The sequence below is a fragment of the Periweissella fabaria genome, from assembly GCF_918814575.1.
Classification (GTDB): domain Bacteria; phylum Bacillota; class Bacilli; order Lactobacillales; family Lactobacillaceae; genus Periweissella; species Periweissella fabaria.
The window spans coordinates 413,251-430,874 of the sequence record NZ_CAKKNS010000001.1; the positions used below are offsets into that span (position 1 = coordinate 413,251).

The 17,624-nt window shown below is 37.6% G+C and carries 16 protein-coding genes and 1 pseudogene; 5 read left to right on the forward strand and 12 right to left on the reverse strand.

Going from position 1 to position 17,624, the window contains the following annotated elements; genetic code table 11:
• Positions 1-74: 74 nt before the first annotated feature.
• Positions 75-1,073, reverse strand: coding sequence for a YeiH family protein (locus LQZ75_RS02055; protein ID WP_230096183.1), 999 nt, complete (start codon positions 1,071-1,073; stop codon positions 75-77).
• Positions 1,074-1,190: 117 nt separating this feature from the next.
• On the opposite strand from LQZ75_RS02055, the gene LQZ75_RS02060 reads away from it, so the two are divergent.
• Positions 1,191-2,009 (forward strand): LysR family transcriptional regulator, encoded by an 819-nt coding sequence (locus LQZ75_RS02060; RefSeq protein ID WP_230096184.1) that lies wholly within the window; start codon positions 1,191-1,193, stop codon positions 2,007-2,009.
• 69 nt (positions 2,010-2,078) lie between these two features.
• On the opposite strand, the gene LQZ75_RS02065 is transcribed toward LQZ75_RS02060, so the two are convergent.
• Both LQZ75_RS02065 and lepB read right to left on the reverse strand, forming a co-directional pair.
• Positions 2,079-2,411, reverse strand: coding sequence for a DMT family transporter (locus LQZ75_RS02065; RefSeq protein WP_230096185.1), 333 nt, complete (start codon positions 2,409-2,411; stop codon positions 2,079-2,081).
• A 213-nt stretch (positions 2,412-2,624) separates the two neighbouring features.
• Complete coding sequence (lepB, locus tag LQZ75_RS02070; protein ID WP_230096186.1) at positions 2,625-3,242, reverse strand: signal peptidase I; 618 nt, start codon at positions 3,240-3,242, stop codon at positions 2,625-2,627.
• Between the two features lie 381 nt (positions 3,243-3,623).
• On the opposite strand from lepB, the gene LQZ75_RS02075 reads away from it, so the two are divergent.
• Positions 3,624-3,887, forward strand: a complete 264-nt coding sequence (locus LQZ75_RS02075) for a hypothetical protein (protein ID WP_230096187.1) — start codon at positions 3,624-3,626, stop codon at positions 3,885-3,887.
• On the opposite strand, the gene LQZ75_RS02080 is transcribed toward LQZ75_RS02075, so the two are convergent.
• Positions 3,888-4,847 (reverse strand): NAD(P)H-quinone oxidoreductase, encoded by a 960-nt coding sequence (locus LQZ75_RS02080; RefSeq protein WP_230096188.1) that lies wholly within the window; start codon positions 4,845-4,847, stop codon positions 3,888-3,890. It lies immediately after the preceding gene.
• Between the two features lie 178 nt (positions 4,848-5,025).
• Here LQZ75_RS02080 and LQZ75_RS02085 point away from each other — a divergent pair, with 178 nt between their 5' ends.
• Positions 5,026-6,399 carry an NAD-dependent succinate-semialdehyde dehydrogenase gene (locus LQZ75_RS02085; protein ID WP_230096189.1) on the forward strand — a complete coding sequence of 458 codons (1,374 nt, stop codon included), beginning with the start codon at positions 5,026-5,028 and terminating at the stop codon, positions 6,397-6,399.
• Between the two features lie 127 nt (positions 6,400-6,526).
• Complete coding sequence (locus tag LQZ75_RS02090; RefSeq protein WP_230096190.1) at positions 6,527-7,027, forward strand: methylated-DNA--[protein]-cysteine S-methyltransferase; 501 nt, start codon at positions 6,527-6,529, stop codon at positions 7,025-7,027.
• Here LQZ75_RS02090 and LQZ75_RS02095 read toward each other — a convergent pair.
• The 3 genes from LQZ75_RS02095 to LQZ75_RS02105 form a co-directional block, all read right to left on the reverse strand.
• Positions 7,016-8,068: a hypothetical protein gene (locus tag LQZ75_RS02095; protein WP_230096191.1), complete on the reverse strand. Its 1,053-nt coding sequence runs from the start codon at positions 8,066-8,068 to the stop codon at positions 7,016-7,018. The two genes, LQZ75_RS02090 and LQZ75_RS02095, sit on opposite strands and share 12 nt — an antisense overlap.
• A 127-nt stretch (positions 8,069-8,195) precedes the next feature.
• Positions 8,196-9,683 carry an SEC10/PgrA surface exclusion domain-containing protein gene (locus LQZ75_RS02100; RefSeq protein WP_230096192.1) on the reverse strand — a complete coding sequence of 496 codons (1,488 nt, stop codon included), beginning with the start codon at positions 9,681-9,683 and terminating at the stop codon, positions 8,196-8,198.
• 194 nt (positions 9,684-9,877) lie between these two features.
• Positions 9,878-11,098 carry a hypothetical protein gene (locus LQZ75_RS02105; RefSeq protein ID WP_230096193.1) on the reverse strand — a complete coding sequence of 407 codons (1,221 nt, stop codon included), beginning with the start codon at positions 11,096-11,098 and terminating at the stop codon, positions 9,878-9,880.
• Between the two features lie 102 nt (positions 11,099-11,200).
• Between LQZ75_RS02105 and LQZ75_RS02110 the strand changes: the two genes are divergently transcribed.
• Positions 11,201-11,914, forward strand: a complete 714-nt coding sequence (locus LQZ75_RS02110) for a sulfite exporter TauE/SafE family protein (RefSeq protein ID WP_230096194.1) — start codon at positions 11,201-11,203, stop codon at positions 11,912-11,914.
• Between the two features lie 799 nt (positions 11,915-12,713).
• Here the strand turns inward: LQZ75_RS02110 and LQZ75_RS02115 are convergent.
• The 5 genes and pseudogenes from LQZ75_RS02115 to LQZ75_RS02135 all read right to left on the reverse strand — a co-directional run bounded on the left by LQZ75_RS02115 (position 12,714) and on the right by LQZ75_RS02135 (position 17,488).
• Positions 12,714-13,031 carry a SemiSWEET family transporter gene (locus LQZ75_RS02115; protein WP_230096195.1) on the reverse strand — a complete coding sequence of 106 codons (318 nt, stop codon included), beginning with the start codon at positions 13,029-13,031 and terminating at the stop codon, positions 12,714-12,716.
• Between the two features lie 232 nt (positions 13,032-13,263).
• Positions 13,264-14,217 carry an alpha/beta hydrolase gene (locus LQZ75_RS02120; protein ID WP_230096196.1) on the reverse strand — a complete coding sequence of 318 codons (954 nt, stop codon included), beginning with the start codon at positions 14,215-14,217 and terminating at the stop codon, positions 13,264-13,266.
• Positions 14,218-14,233: 16 nt separating this feature from the next.
• Complete coding sequence (locus LQZ75_RS02125; RefSeq protein WP_230096197.1) at positions 14,234-15,910, reverse strand: DUF4091 domain-containing protein; 1,677 nt, start codon at positions 15,908-15,910, stop codon at positions 14,234-14,236.
• Positions 15,911-15,933: 23 nt separating this feature from the next.
• A pseudogene (locus LQZ75_RS02130) lies at positions 15,934-16,974 on the reverse strand (MFS transporter); the annotation flags it as partial.
• A gap of 349 nt (positions 16,975-17,323) precedes the next feature.
• A complete protein-coding gene (locus tag LQZ75_RS02135; protein WP_230096199.1) occupies positions 17,324-17,488 on the reverse strand; it encodes a hypothetical protein in 165 nt (54 codons plus the stop codon).
• Between the last annotated feature and the right edge of the window lie 136 nt (positions 17,489-17,624).

Below are 17,624 nucleotides of genomic sequence, written 5' to 3' on the forward strand. Positions count from 1 at the left end.
TTCTAATTTTTAATACAGTACGCAAAAAAGGAAGTTTCCACCATGGAAACTTCCTTTAATATAGAAATAATGTATTAAAATAAGACCTTAATTAAGATCACTGCCAAGACGACTTGGAAGACCCCAGTAACGAAACCGTAACTTAAGAAACGGACTCCGGAATCTTTGATTGTCTTGAATTTTAAATTCAAACCAATTCCGGCCAAATTCACAATACCAAAGAAACTCGCAATTTCTTTAGCACTACCAGTTAGAACATGTGGTAATGGCAAGAAACTATTTAGTAATAAGAAAATAACAAAGGCGATAATAAACCAAGGCACATTAACCTTTTTAACTTTTGCAACTTGATTATCTCCAGTCGCTTGCTTTTTTTGTGCCATCCGGGCAAAAACAAGAACAATGACTGTCAACATAATGATCCGCAACATTTTAAAAATAGTTGCATACGTCACAACTGTTGGGTTAATCAAAGCCGCTGTCCCTACAACTTGACCGACTGATTGGACAGTTCCACCAACCAGCGCTCCGAGTAACACGTTACTATGGCCAACTAAATGTGGTCCGAGTAATGGTAAAACAAGTAACAATAATACCCCTGTCAAACTAACCGTTGCAACTGATGTCCGGCGTTGATCATCATCAGCCCCAATTACCGGCGCTACCGCAGCAATTGCACTTGAGCCACATACCGCATTACCAGCTCCCATTAGCATCGCAGATTCTTTGGAAACTTTAAACAACCGGCCCCCCATAAATAAAACAACCGCAATTGTTAAAAACATTTGAATTAAAATAAATGCAATTCCGTTAATCCCTAAATTTTCAATTGTCTTAAAAGTCACGGTTAAACCGAGTAGTGCGATACCAATTTCAATGGGATATTTTTCCGCCCATTTCATCCCCGGCGCAAACCGCTTATTGGTAAACACGGTATTTCCAAGAATAATTCCTAAAATCATCGCAATTGATTCCGCCCCCAATTGAGGCAAAAAAGTCGCCAAAAACTTGGAAACAACCGATAATATAAGCGTAACAATAATGCCTAAAACCATTGTGCGTTTAATTTTCATTTAATTAAACCCTCTTTCTAACTAACTTACATTCTATAGTGTAAAATGCAATGTATGATTTGTAAAATTTATTTATTTAATACAATCAATCAGTATTCTTAATACGAAGGATTTACTATGTTCAGACTTTTAACAACTTTTATCACCGTGTATGAGACACGTAATTTCTCAAATGCCGCTCGCCAACTGTTTATTTCCCAGCCAACCGTTAGTAATCACATTCAACAGCTAGAAAATCATTTTGATACTCAGTTGTTTATTCGTAACGGCCATAGTGAAGTAATTCCAACTGAGATTGCACGCCGTATTTACAATCGTGCCCTGAAAATCATGAGTGATTGGCAAGCTGTTGAACAAGACGTTTTAACGCATAACGAACCTAAAATACCGTTTAAAATTGCCGTTTCACATACTACTGGCGCTATATTTTTACCAAAATTACTACCATTTATTTTAGCCCAAAATACACACTTTGATATCGAAGTTCAAATGCATAATTCGGACCAAGTCCTGGAATTATTAAGTCAGCATCACATTGATATGGGCTTAATTGAAAAACCGATCGTTGATAATAATGTTGCCAGTCATGTCATCATGCATGACCAGTTAGTCTTGGCTGGTGATTTGGGAAATAAACTTTGGTTGGTTCGAGAAACTGGATCAGGCGTCTATCATTTCACACAACAGTACTTCAAGGCCAATCATCTCCGACCAGAAGAACAAGTCACAATTGCCAATAATGATATTATCGTTGCCCTATTAAAAGCCGGCATTGGTAAATCAATTGTCTCTATTAATGCCTTGCCACAAGACATCCCCTATCAAATGCTTGACGAAACATTCAATCGTAATTTTTATTTACTTACGAGTCGTGATCGAAAATCAACGGTTATTACAAATGCCATTAACAAAATCATTAATGATTTTAGCCTTTAATCAAAAAGCCAGGAAAGAAATACATTCTCCTGGCTTTTATTGTAGCTATTTTACCAATATTGCTTTATTTTAGCCGTGACTTGGGGCATATAAGTTCAGTAACACTACCCCACTAACAATCAGTCCTAACGCTAAGTAAACCTGCCATGTGAATTGCGTATGGTACACAACTCGGTCTAAGACGGTCAAAATAACAATCCCAACTGCCGACCAAATTGCATAGGCGACACCGGTTGGAATAACGGTCAATGATTGCCCTAATGAATAAAAGCTAATGCAATAAAATACACAAATTCCTAATACTAATAGCGGATTGAAGCCGGAACTCGTTGCATTAATACGTAATAAAGACGTTGCAACTAGCTCTGAAATAATGGCCACTCCAAGTGAAACGTAAACCATCTGAATACCTCATTATATTTTTTATCTATTTAACAACAGTACCATACCTTAAATAAGATTCATTTGATAATCTGTAAAACTCTTGTATGTTTTTAACATTTATTAAATCAAAAGTAATTTAACCAAATGGACACAAGAAAAGCCCCCGTCAAGAATTTTTCTTCACGGAGGCTTCATATGGTATTTATAGATAACACCATGCGATTATTTTACTTAATTTGGATTGTAGTTATTAATAATTTGGTGGTTGGCTTGCCATGGGAAGGCCTTAACCACACCTAAAATTTGACTTCTTGGTACAAGTCCCCAGTAACGACTATCATTTGACACGGAGCGGTGGTCTCCCATTACATAATAGTAACCTTTAGGAATAACGTTGTTACTATCGGCTTTAAAAGTCCACTTATGCGCTTGGGCAAGTGATGTTAATGTAAAGCCAGGAAAAACTTGACCTAACATATTAAGCGTGCCGGCATTTTGTTGATCCTTAGCAATATAGTTTTGGGAAACTTGTTTATCATTAATAAACAACTTACCATCAGCACTATACCGAACCGAATCACCAGGTAATCCAATCACCCGTTTTACATAATCAATATTTTGGCCATTGGCTTGAGGGTCAACTTCTTTAGCATCAAAAACAATGACCGAATCATGTTTAATCTGCGCTTTATGTAACAAGACCAAAGACTGACGATTTTGTAAGTTTGGTTGCATTGATGTCCCATCAACTTTAACCACTGATAAAAAGTTATCTTTAACAAAGAAGGCAATCGCAACCCCAATAATAATTGGGATAACCCATTCCAGTACCTTTTTTAATCCTTTCATCAATAAACTCCTTTATGACGATTTATTAGCCGCTTAGTCAGACTAAGCTGACAGTACTTATATCATACCATACCCCTTTGATAATACACGTAATCGACTTCAAAATGCATTAGGTCCTTAAAGAAAATTAGCGTTTTCGTAATATTTTTAGCATTTTTCCAACAAAAAAGACCTACACCAGTAGGCCTAAGGAATGAGAATTTCAGTTAATTCTATGGAGAAATCAAAACATACTTATTGACAAGTACATATTACCATCTTATGAAAGCGTTTTCAACAGAAATGTTATAGTATTTTTTTATAAAATAATAATTATTAGAAATTAATTTGACAAAGCGCCCTGATGTTTTGTATCCTTTGAAAGATATTGGAGGATGCGCCATGTTTAATTTTGAAGATATTATATTCTTTAGCGCACTAATTATAGGTCTTTTTATCGGTCCAATTTTAAATACGACACCACTAACCAAAAAGTTATTTCCATATCGTGGTGAAGTTTTAGGTGTTATTGGCTGTATTTATTGGTTCACAGCCTTACTACTAACTGGCTTTAGTGATCACCTAGGTTATCCATCAGCTATTTTAGCGATGGCGGCGTCAACTATTAGTAGTGAACTATACGCAGATCGTCGTAATCCAAAATAGTCAATGCGTTAAAATTATCTTACCTATATTTCGATTAGCCGCCATGTACTCGAGGGCGGCTTTTGTGTTAGCAAAATCAAAATAACTATCAATAACGGGCTTTAATTGGCCTGTCGTAAATAATCTTGTCGTTGCGGCGGCAAATGCTTGTGTTAAGGCTGCCTTATATGCGTTACTTCTTGGTGATAGCAACGTCCCAATTAAACTAAGGCGTTTATCGGCAATGAGGCGTAAATCAAAATGTTCAACTTGATTACCTCCCAACGTGCTAATCAAAATATGCCGGCCATCGACTGCTGCACACGTTAAATTTTGTTGGAAATAACTTGCGCCAATAAAATCTAAAATAACATCCGCTCCATGAGCATCGTAATCATGGACCGCCGTTGCAAAATCCGTTGTTTGATAATTAATTACTAAATCCGCCCCCGCAGCGTAACATGCAGCGTGTTTGCGTGGACTAGCCGTTGCAATAACTTTAGCGCGTTTAAGTGTTTTAGCTAACTGAATTGCTGCCAAACCAACCCCACTTGCGCCGGCATGAACTAATACCGTTTCACCCACTTGTAAATTAGCTAACCAAATTAGAGCTTGATAAGCCGTTAAATAATTTTCCGGAATGGCGGCCGCATCAACATACGTCATTGACTCAGGTATTAATAATGCTTGCTTAGCTGGCAAACAGACTTGCTGGGCATAACCACCTGCATCAACAATTCCAGCGACACGGGTGCCTGGCACAAAGTGTGGATCGGTACTATGATTTTCAAGCACCACCCCAGCTACCTCAACACCTAAAATTAAATCAGCAGTACCAGCCGCTACCCGATTTAAATCTAATCGATTAACCCCACTTGCAGCAATTTCAATTAATAATTCGCCCGTTTTTGGTATTGGTTGGGGCACTTGGATAATGCCATTCCCCTCACCGGTGATACTTCTTTTCGTTATTGCTTGCATATTTGTGCCCCCTTAAAAAGATATTATTGGCAATAACCTATCATATTACGCTAGTTGTTAAAATCATAATTCCGTAATTTGACACTATCTTTACAATTGCCCATCAAGTAATCCGTATTACTTTATCTTACAGAAAGAAAGTGAAATAATGGAGGCATATAAAAGGGGGACTAATATTATGAGTTATCAAGCAGTTAATCCATTCAATGAAACACTAATTAACGAATTTTCAAACGCGTCTACCACAGATATTGAAAATGCTTTAACCAACGGTCATGAATTCTATCTTGCCAGTAAGTCACAAACTCCTAACCAACGAGAACAATTATTAACCCAACTTGCTGATGAATTTGAAAATAATAGTGAACATTATGCCAAATTACTTTCAACTAATATGGGAAAACTAATCGGTCAAGCGCGAACCGAAGTTAAAAATAACGTCGCTATTGCACGCTATTATGCCAAACACGGGGCAGAATTTATTAAACCTAAAACCTTCCCAAGTGTTGATAAAAGTAACGCTTATGTCTTGTACCAAGCAACGGGGATTGTGTTAGCCGTTGAACCATGGAATTTTCCATATACCCAAGTAATGCGCGTAGTCGCACCTAACTTTATTTTAGGAAATGCGGTTATTTTAAAACACGCCGGCATTGTCCCAGAATGTGCCCAAGCATTTGAAGAAGCTTGTCACAATGCTGGTTGGCCTGTGGGGGCTTTTAAAAATTTATTCCTCGATTATGATCAAGTTGATGCTGTCATTGCGGACCCCCGCGTTCAAGGTGTCGCCCTCACTGGTTCAGATGGTGCCGGTCGTACCGTTGCGGCAAGTGCTGGTAAATATTTAAAACAATCCAGCATGGAACTTGGTGGGACAGATGTCTTTGTTGTTTTAGCCGATGCTGATATTCCTCGGGCAGTTAAAGAAGCCGCCCAAGCCCGCTTAACTAACGCCGGTCAAGTATGTACCGCCGGTAAAAGATATCTTGTAGCAGCTGATATTTATGACGAGTTCTTAGCTCAATTAAAAGTTGAATTTGCCACCTACAAACTCGGTGATCCTCTCGATGAAGCCACGACTCTTGCGCCCCTTTCTTCAAAAGCCGCCCAAAAGAAACTCCGTGAACAAACCGAACAAGTTATTGCCGGTGGCGCCCAAGTTTTATATGGTGAGTTAACTGATACCAACCAACCTGGTGCTGGCTTTACGCCGATGATTCTAACGGGGATGACTCCTGATAATCCAATGTATGATACTGAGTTATTTGGTCCGGTGGCGCAAATTTATAAAGTAGCCGATGATGACGAAATCGTTGCATTAGCCAATAACTCAGAACACGGGCTTGGCGGAGCTATTTATGCAACGGATATTGCGCACGCTCGTCGCCTTGCTAGTCGTATTGAAACAGGTCAAATTTCAATTAATCGCCGCATGGCATCACATAGTGAAGTACCTTTTGGTGGTATTAAAGATTCTGGTTATGGCCGTGAACTAAGTCACTATGGTATTGAAGTTTTTGCAAATGTCAAAGCAATCACTTATAACGACTAATTTTTGCTATATACAAACTAAATTACTGACTCATAGTTTTGAACCTCAAAAAACACCTTGGCGAACTTTTGCTCACAAGGTTTTTTCTTAGTTTTTACTTAAAATAAATCTGATTGGCGGTGACCAAATGCAAACTTTATATTTTCAACCATTTACTTGGCAGCAATATAAGTTCACCTTGATTGCGACTAATGACGCCCTCGTCTATATTAGTACCTGTGTTGATTTTCGCACAGAATTAACACACAAGTATGGTGCCATTAATTTACAAGCACAAATTACACCCATTCTGACCTTAGCAACCAGTGAATTAAGTGCTTATTTTGATAACCCGACAACTCAATTCACCGTGCCGCATCATGCTTTAAATGCAACGCCATTTCAACAACTTGTGTGGCATGAACTTGAGCAATTAACGCCCGGAACGACTATTTCTTATCATACGCTTGCCCAACAGCTTAAACGACCGACTAGTACACGTGCTGTCGCTAATGCAGTGGCTCAAAATCCACTGCTCATTATCGTTCCCTGTCATCGTGTCATTCTTAGTAGTGGTCAATATGGTAACTATCGAAGTGGTAAATTACTCAAACAAGCATTATTAATCCATGAAGCATTAGTGAATTAAAACTTGCTCAATATTGGCCATATCAAGATAGAGAAAATACACATCTTCTGGCATCATTTCAGCTTCATTTGCTTTAATAACAACTAATGCTTCTACAAATTGATTTGTACCAACATCCTCAAGGTTGATATTGTCCCACAAAATGGCTTGCAAACTTGCTTGACTACCAAATAAAACAACTCGACTATCGGGGGCCATTAAGCGGCGTAGTTGTGCTAAATCAATTAAATTATCAGTGCTCCGACTTGGCCGATTAGTTGCTAATGTCTGTTGGGCCTTAATTGCGGTAGCGGTATAACCTAAGTTAATTAGCGCATAATCACAGTTTTGTTGGTCTGGAAAAATTGAAATCGCGTGGTCATTACGCTTAATATGCTTGATTGGAATACTCGTACTAAACTGATATAAATTACTAAAAAATTGCGTTACATCATCATTGGTATCATACATGATGAAGTGACTAGTTTTACCACCTAAGATTAATTGTGGGGCCCCGGAACCACAATTTTCTGCGTACAATTTTACATGTTCTTGTAAACTAAAAAAGCGTACTAATTCATCAATAACTGGTAGCGGTACATAATTGGCTTGGACATTTATAGGATCTTCAGTGTCATTAACGTAGGTATCATACCAATCGTGTAGCACGGTAATTAAATCGTCAATTTCAGGTATATCATCAATTTGCTTAATACAATCAATAAACATTGCTTGTACACCTGGATCATATTCATCAAGATCCATAAAAAATGCCTGCATGGTGTCAAAAAGTGGTTCATTGGGAAATTCAGCGGCTAACTTTGTCGTTATCTGTGTAATTAATGGAATTCCTTTACTGATATCAAGTTCGGCATACTTTTCAAAAAAAGTTGCAAACAACATTGGACTCTGTGTTTTAGTATCTACATTACCAACAAAATTCCGTAAATACTGTTTGACAACTAGTAACGATAAATTCATTTTAATAACGTACTTACGTTGCATTGTGTGATCTTCTAAATATGGTTCATCAAATTGGCGATTAATGCGTTGATCAATCATCTATTATTAATTCCTCGTTCATTTTATTCGCGATTGGTTACCAATCCCAAATACGCTTATCTATCATAATACCATTATTCAATAAATAAAAAAGCAAAGGTTTTATCCTTTGCTTTTTTAACAATTATTATTGATTTGTAAATTGACCTTGCTTTTCATCTGGTGCTAACGGATGCGTGGTTGCAATATGAAAATTACCAAACTTATCAGTTGCCAAACCTAGATAAGTAGTTTCACGCTTAATTAAATTACCAGCACTATCTAGATCTAATAAATTCATTTCATGGCTATACTTATTGATACCACCATCAGCATACAACATGCGCACAATATCAAAAGCTAATCCGAGTTTAGCTGTTGCCATATTGGCACCATATTGACTAATTAAGTAAGATTTATTGACGTTGAGCGTATAAGACATGCACTCTCCATCTAAATTGTAGTTACCAAATTGCTTGTTAGCAGCATTTAAAGCGGCTAGATTATGCGGCGCTTCAAGCGGCTTAGCGAAACCATCCCAATTATCATTACTATAATTAGTCGCCACTGCAGCCGCTTCACTTTGACTATCGTTGTTAACTAGTAGCGGTGTTTGACCAATCTGTGAGCGTACCATATTAATCATTCCCGCCGCAAAGTTAGCTAAATCCAATGCTTGACTATCAGTCAATTGGCCCGAATTAATTGGTGTCTCAACATCACTTTGGCTTGGTTTAAAGTATAGCGATTGTGGTGCATTGGTAATACCATCATTGTAGTTACCAATTAAATCAAAAACAATACTTTGGTCAAATGATGTACTTGTAAAATCAACTTGTTGACCATTTAAAATATTACCAAACTTTGAAAAAGCAATGCTTGTACCGCTCGGTTGTGTATAGGTCAGACTAGGTAATTCGTGAGTTAATGTTCCCACTGCTTTACGTAACTGCTTAACCGCATTGTTAACATTTAATTGGCTTGCATCGGGATTCACTAATATCATCTTGCCACTATTAATTGCATTTTGTAAAAGCTTAAATGAGTATGGTGTGTAATTTGTGGCTTGATAAAGCGTTGCTGCTCCAAGCTGAGTCCGTAATGGTACTAACGATACGAGGTTAAGCCCGGCATTGCGTAATTTCCAAATGCTATTATCAACCATCGCTTGGGTTGCATTAGCATCATTAATAACCCCCCGACTCGCAATTAGTTCCGCTTGTAGCTTGTCAAATGATACCTTAGTAAAATCGGCCGCATTATGGGTACTTGCCACATCTATTTGTTGTTGTAGCCCTTTTTTATTAACCCCGACTTGTCGTTGCATTTTATTAAGCGCATTTTGTAAGGTATTAGTCGCTTGGTTAACTTGGACCTGAGTAGCATGCTCTTGATTATTAACTTGTTGGGCCGCTTTTAACGCAACTTGAAGTTGATTAAAAGTTGCCGGTGTCCAATATTGACTATGCAATTCTTGGGCTTTTTTAATTAATGTAATTAACTTACTTTTATCAGATGTTGCGGCATGTATCTTATCCGATGTTGTCTGATGATTAAATACCAAGAGTGCCCCTGATCCAATTGATAAAACTGTTGCTGACAGAACCGTTGCCTGTAATACTTTTTTCTTTAGCATTTTATGATGTCGCCTCGTAACTTTATAGATTATAGGTTTTTAGTAGCTTGTCTTGCTAAACTATGCTGTACCATCCTTGAATATGTTTATTGAAGCATTAATAATATTCGCAAATGTACTTTTCTATTATAACAAAATCACTTTAATTTAACAAAATCACCCCAACGGGCCCCACTAGCACCTAAAGTTCAAGCTCACTTGATATCATTAACAACATTGTTTTGATCACGCAATGTTTTAACCGCATTTGCAATGCCGTTATCATTGTTAAATTTATTAAAATCTCCGGCGACTTCATCGATAATTGCCGTTAAGTACCGATCAAGAATCCGCAAACCACTCTTAAAAACATAGACGTTATCCCCATGTAGAATCCGTGAACGAATATTGTAGAGTTCATTCACATTTTCTTCAATTGTTGCTAAATCTTCCAATTCTGCATGTGTTTGATGATCTTTAAGCAACATCACAATTCCATGCACTAATTGATTCCCAATACCTTCACGAACTTCACGTGGTGGTTGTTCTAGCATCGCTTCCATCCCAGCAATTAACAACGTAATTTTTTGCTGATTATCAGTATCTAAATATGCAGAGGCTTGTTTATCAAGGGCGGTTCGTAAATTAACTTCACTTTTGGTCAATGGAACACGATTAGTAATTTTTTTACTAATTAATTTAATCGATTTTAGTAACCCATCAGTTTGCGTAATAATTTTGACAAATTCACGATTCGCCAGTATTTTTTGTTGGGGCTGATTAATACGATGATAGCCATCAGCATGGCCAATTGCTAAGGCATACAAATGTTGGATTTCGGTTATTTTATTAACTTGGAATAAATAACTACTTTGACCAATATTACCGGTTTTAATTGTCAGATAATTTAAAATAATTTGCGCAGCACTCTGAGCCACCGTAATTGCTTCTTTCAAATAAAATGCGGAAACTTGCACTTTGATGGCCGGCAATTTAAGCGAATCATTAAAAAAAGTTTGTTCATCAGCATCAATGTTAAATTGCGTGCATAATGCTTGAAAATCGGTTTGCCACGCATCGCTGGTCATAAATTCGAGCGCACCAACCTTTAAGTGTTTAGTAATTTCAATCCCACTAATCGGTAAAAACACATCATAGACACTATACTGCCGATTTAAAATCCATTGTTCCAAAATAGCCGCCATTTCATCAGCTGCTTGTGTACCGGTATAATGGTCTTCCCACGAATTCAAAATAAAACGACTTAGTGCCCCTTCATTAAAGAAGTCATCCGTTTGATTTTCCTTCAAATTACGAATACATATTAAGACATCTTGTAATAAATCGGGTTCATAGTGCCGAACACCGTTGGTACTTTGCATATTTGAATTATCAATTAACGCATATAACGCCTGATACAATTCTGTTTTTTCCATATAGTCCCCCCTAGTTTACATTACACTAATATGAGTTTAATATTTATCTAGTATAATCACAAAAGATAACAATTAAAATTAACATTTCGGTTAGGTGAAAACATGATAACGCCTGTTATTTATATAATTTTTTTATTTGGCGCCTTTGTGCGCGCTTTTTTTGGTTTTGGTGAGGCCCTCATTACAACACCGCTGCTGCTATTAATCGCCTATAATTTACACAACGGTATTGCAATTATCGGTATCATGGGACTCATTTTAGCACTCCCTGGTGCGGTTCGTAATTATCGTGCAATCGATCGTAATCTTTTGGTGAATCTTTTCACAGGTTCGATTATTGGTGTTCCTTTAGGCTTACTATTTGTGCATTACGGTAGCTTAAATGCGTTGAAATGGTTTACTGGTATTTTTTTAATTTGCTATGCCATCTTTAATTTATTTGGTTTTGGTTTTACAAAATCACGTATTAAAATCCCACGGTTCATTGTTGGCTTTGTTTCCGGATTTCTTGGTGGGGCCATCAATACCCACGGTGCCCCGGTTGCGATTTATGGGAATCTCTCAAAATGGTCCCTGCAATATACCCGCGCTAATTTACAAACTTATTTTGCAGTTGTTGGCTTCTTCATTGTCATTGGTCAAGGGGTCAGTGGCTTTTGGAATGCAACTGTTTTGCAAACAATTTTACTCCTCATTCCAGGATTTATTGGCATTAGCATTTTAGTAGAATGGCTATTAACGAAAATTAATCCCCAAAAATTCAATCGTTTGCTATATATTTTCTTACTTATATCTGGCTGCTTATTGTTTATCTAAGCACCCCTTAAAAATAGCTGCTAATCGTTAATTGATTAGCAGCTATTTTATTGTTTATTGTCAATAACAAAAAGCTATTTAAAAGATAAAATATCTGACTGTTATTTTAGATACAAGGAATAAAATACGCTTAATTTGTATATAGCAATAATAACCTTGTTTTCACTTAATATTATGTCATCCACCGTTCAAAGAAGTCCATAAACTTGGTCAACCAACTTAATTATCACCGCTGTTGGCATAAATTAAAAGCGGTTAAATTAACAGCTAACTTAAATATCCACAAAGTAGCTAAAGCTATCCCATCCTTTGCTTGGTGCGCACAACTTTTACGATTAACTCTTCGAAAAAACGGCGGTAGCAGCACAGTTAACTTTAATCATTTATCGCTTCAGCATGAATGACTAGTCAATGGTATAATCGTTAATTTTGAACTATCTGATTGCCCGCATGCTAGTGGCCAAATTAATTGGTTTATTCAAATATGGTGCCCCTTTAATTCACAGATTAAGCTGATGTTCATGCCCGTGATTAATTCGTTTTGGACTTATAGCTTAAATCGGTATAAATCGGACGTCTTGTTTATTGACATAATATCCGCAATCTAATTTGTTCGATATTTCACTTAATCAACTAAAATTAACTTTAGACTTGCGGACACGTTTGCTATTATTTTGACAAAAAAAGCAACCTTCTGCATAGAAGGTTGCTGATAACGTTTATATAGTAACGTTGCATTTTTTATTAGGAGCGTGTGACATTGATTATAATTGGAATTAAATCCCGTTTATGGTCTAGTCTAGTGAACGTAAACCGTAATTACTGTAAATATCCCAAAGATTATCCCTGGGACATTAGAAATAATTACCGGCCAGTCCTTTTTCGCTTTTAATGAACCATAGCCTGTCCAAAGGGTCGCATTGATTGTTGCGACTAGCGGTTGAAATGGTGATACTGGCGAACCAGTAAAGTTAGCTATAATTTGTGGAATATACGACACATACATTGCGATACACATAATCGTTGCCAATTGACTAATTAATTTTAAGAACCGCTGTCGATCGATATCGAGTGTACCTTCTGCTGGTGTCTGACTTGTATTGTTAGCATTACTCATGTTATTAAAACTCCTTTATCAACAAATCAAATTAACTAAACTCAACTAATTTGATTTAACGCGTCATTCGTTTTTCATCACTCTCATATGCCTAAATCGTTTTCGATAATAAAAAATGTAATTAACTTGATTAAAATTATTAATTAATCAATTAATTATTATAAAATTATAGCATACTTTAAAAGTAGATACAAAAAGGCAAGGAAACCACCAGCTTTCCTTGCCTTTTAGCTTATTTATTTTTTAATAACCATGTACTTCGATTTTGATAGATTGCTGGTAAATATGCGGCCGCTCCAAACGACTCAAAGGCATGCGGTAAGCCTGCGTACACATGTAGTTCAGTGCTTACACCCGCTTGTTTTAAATTAGCAGCAAATTGTTGGTCTTCACTTGCAAAAATATCACAATCGCCAACTTCAATGTATGTCGTTGGAAAAATTGCATAATTTTGCGTATGCATTGGCACAACCGTACTTGGTAACGTCACATCCCCTAAATGATCTTTCAGTAAGCTTTGCCATCCTTGACGATTCATTTGTGGTGTCCAAGTCGTCAAGCCAACTAAATCCGGTTGCTCATTAATTGTCGCATCATCCAACATTGGATAAATCAACATCAATTGGTTAATTGCAATATTATGGGCTTGGGCTAACGGAATTATGCCTGCTGCAAGACATCCCCCAGCACTGACTCCAACCAGCTGAATACGGTCAACATCAAGCCCCAAATGTTCGGCCTGCTCAACTGTCCATTGTAGCCCGCTAAACACATCCTGAACTAAATCATCACTAGCGTTATTTTGTGGTGCTAAGCGATAATCCAATGATAATACCGGTGCTTTAGCCAAACTAGCAAAGTCACGTGCTGATTGGTCAGCTGCATCTACCGTACCGCTGATTAAGCCACCACCATGAATGTACAATACTATTGATTGGTGGTCATGTGGTAATTCAGTTGGCCAATATAAGCGTGAGACTAACTGATAGCCATCCCGTGCTTGGTAGCCGACATCTTGTACATCTAAACTTAATTGCTCAATTGGATATGGTTTGATTTTGGGGATTAGTTGTCGCAATAAGCCATCACGTTGGGCTATTGCGGCTGAATCTTTTGCATCAAGTAACGCTAACAGTTCTAATATTTCAGGTTTGTCAGCAAGTAAAGCTGGATTTAATTGTGCCATTTTATTGCTCCCTCATTTACTTGGCTAACAAAATATTACGAAACTTAGTAAACGCATCATCATCACTACTAAAGATTCCATCCGCTGTTGTCCGTTCATCAACCATCCAACTCGCAATATCGTGATTATTAAATAGACTCGCTAACGCAACTTGACGGGTTGCACTATCAACACTCATCAACAATGCGTAATCTTCACATGCACGCATAAGAGCCAACAAGCGTAATGAGCCTCTTAAGCGGCCATTTTCCAAAGGATATGCTAAGCCCATATCACCAACGGGAAAGAAGTTTGGATTGTAATTAATATCATGTTGCGCATCACTAGCCCAACAATTAAAGGCCCAACGTAACATCCCACCAACTCTTAATTCACTAGCCAATGCACCTAATAGCCGCGTTTCACCCAATGGGCTTGCTAAAAAGCTATTGGGCCGATTAGGCATATTGCAGACATAGTATTCTTGCTGGGGATGTTCAACACCCTCAAAGGTTTGCGTTGTTGCATACAGGGATGTTACTGGATAATCAACAACCGCTTTTAACGCTGCTAAAACTTCTAAATTGTTGAATGCAACTTTCAATGGTAAGCGTGTTGCTTCACCAACTTGGGCTTGCAAGACGGCACATGAGTCCTTAAATCGTTCTAAATCTGTGGCTTTAGGTTCATCGGCCATAATTCGCACCCGCTCCCAAAGACCATGCAGACGAAAGTATTGTAATACCTGCTTAACATACGTAATGATATCCGCCTTTTCGGATAAGAAACCATATACTTTGGCATCTTCATCATAATAACGAATCACAATTTTTTCGGGATAATCACTCTTTGGTACGGCGGTATAAAACGGTAAATCCCACAGACCTAATAGGCCAAACAAATCATATTCGGTGTCAATCCCATGACTAGCAAAAATGTCAATGTAGCGTTGCATCGCAGTGAAATCAGTCACCACCTGACCTTGCCGTTTTCGGACGGTTACCATATTAGTTTCATATAAATCAGCGGGCTTTGACTTAATAAAGGATGCGCCCCAGCCCTTCCACGGATCATCACTCACAATTAAAGTAACGGCATCTTGACCAATTTCGGCTAACATTGAGGCCATTTGATCAATCAAGGTGAAGTGCGCATCACTCCATAAACCAACTTTAAATTGTTTAGCTAAATTAGCTGGTTGTTGCCAAATGTCAACATGTAAGCGTGGTGTCGTAGCCTCAAGCGGATTAGCAATCACGTGAACGACTAATTGCCGATCATCAATTAAAGTTTCTGCTTGTCCTGGTAAGCCTTGATAAACTTTCACATTCAAGCTACGTTCCCCGACTGCTAAATTAGTTGTGGGAATCGTGATTAAAATCGGGGCGTCTAACGAACCTGGATAGCTGATAAATTCATCTTCAATAATTTTATCAGCGTATGCGATTCCATGATCATCAAGATAATAGTCAATTAGATTAACATTAACATTCAATTGACTTTCTACTTGAATCCGATAGATAGGGGTTGCTAAATCCGGTCCAAAACGATAACTAGTTCCAACATTTACCCATTTAGTCTTATTATCATGCAAAATGACTTGAAAAGCTGCCGTACTATTTTGCATGACCGTTAATTCAGTGATTGCTGCATTCTCAGCATTACGATTAAGACTACTAGCTTTATAACTTTCACTTACAATATTCATGTCCATCTAAATTGCCTCCCAAATTTAGGTTATGCTACTGGAACGTGGTGGCCTTCTTCTTCCGCTGCTGCTTGTTTACTAGCTGCATAACGTGGGTCTTCTGGAATTGAATATAGCATTACAATCCCTAAGGCACAAATAATTGCTAGCCCAATGAAAAATGCATACCAACCACCAAGTTTTAACAATAATGGTGCTAATAATGGAATTAAGACTCCTTGTAAGTTATTAGCGGAGGTCATCAAGCCATAATCTTTACCAGCGTCTTCTTTGTTAGGTAATACCCGTAAAACAAGTGATGCATCGGCTGAGTTAAATAAACCAAAACCAGTTGCAAGGAAAATACCACCAATAATTATGACTGGAATACCGGTTGCTGTCATGTATAACATTAACCCAATAATCATTGAGATTGCCCCAGCTAAGATTAAAGGTCGTTGGCGTTTAATCTTATCACTTAAAAATCCTCCCACTAAACTCATCCCAGCGGCAAAAACTAAACTAGCAATATTAACAATCGCAACTATTTGACCAGCATGGTTCCCTGAAAAACCAAATTTTCGAGCTAACATAATTGGTAAGTATGTGCCGGCCCCATAACCCATTAAAATAAAGATTTTTAAGAAGAATGCTTTCGTGTAATTTGGGTATTTACGTGGGTTGGGGAAAATACTGCCTAACATTTTACCAACACTTTTTTTAGGTTCAGCGGTTTTCTTAACGGTAGCGGTGTCTTTAATCATCAAGGAAGTAATGATTGGACCGGCTAAACCAAAGATGGTCAAAATAATCCATAGTAAAATTGGGAATTTAACATTCAAAGCCCCAGCTAATACGTTCCCAATTAAAACTCCTAGCGGTTGGGCTAAACCAATCAAGCCAGAAAAACTAGCGCGCTTTTCTTCTGGTACTTGATCAGGTACTAAGCTTGAAAATGATGCCCCGGCAATATTGTAGAAAAATTGAACAATCATCCAACCAATTACTAAGGTAGTCACGTTAGTACTAAAGCCCATCATCAACATTCCAACTGCTCCGACGATGGCACCAACTAATAACCATACACGGCGTTTACCTAACTTCTGTCATGTGTAATCCTCCTATAGAACCATGTTGAATTTAGCCATCGCTAGCATGCCCCTATCCCAATCAAACATTAACACATTTAAATACATCACTATGATATTAAAAAATCACTTCAAATTCCAGTAACAACCTTTTATGATCTTCATATTTAGCTAAACGAACCTCACTTACGATGACAAAATAGGTTGTCACAAGGTGACCTCTCACCCCCTGCTGACGTGGTTTTGACTTTGAAGGTATTGTACTGTGTGTACTATTACATTTTGTGCAAAAAAATAAAAAAGGATCGTCGTCCAGAATTATTACTGGACGACGATCCTTTTAAAAACATTGCTATTTACGTTTTCGAATGATACCACGCCAAAATTCAGCTAGTGACATATTCGATTGTTTATAATTTCGATAAAGTGCACCTAAATTTTCAGCCCACCCACCATTGACGATGTAGGCGCCAACTGTCAAAACTAGCAGTGTCCCAATAACTTTGATAATTAACATACAAATCCCCCTATTATTGAATAATATCTCATTATACCGGATTACCGTTATCGAACTGATTAATCTGACATACATCTAAAGCAAGATTAACATCTCGACCAGTCTCGCGATACTTAATGTTATTATCTGCTAAATA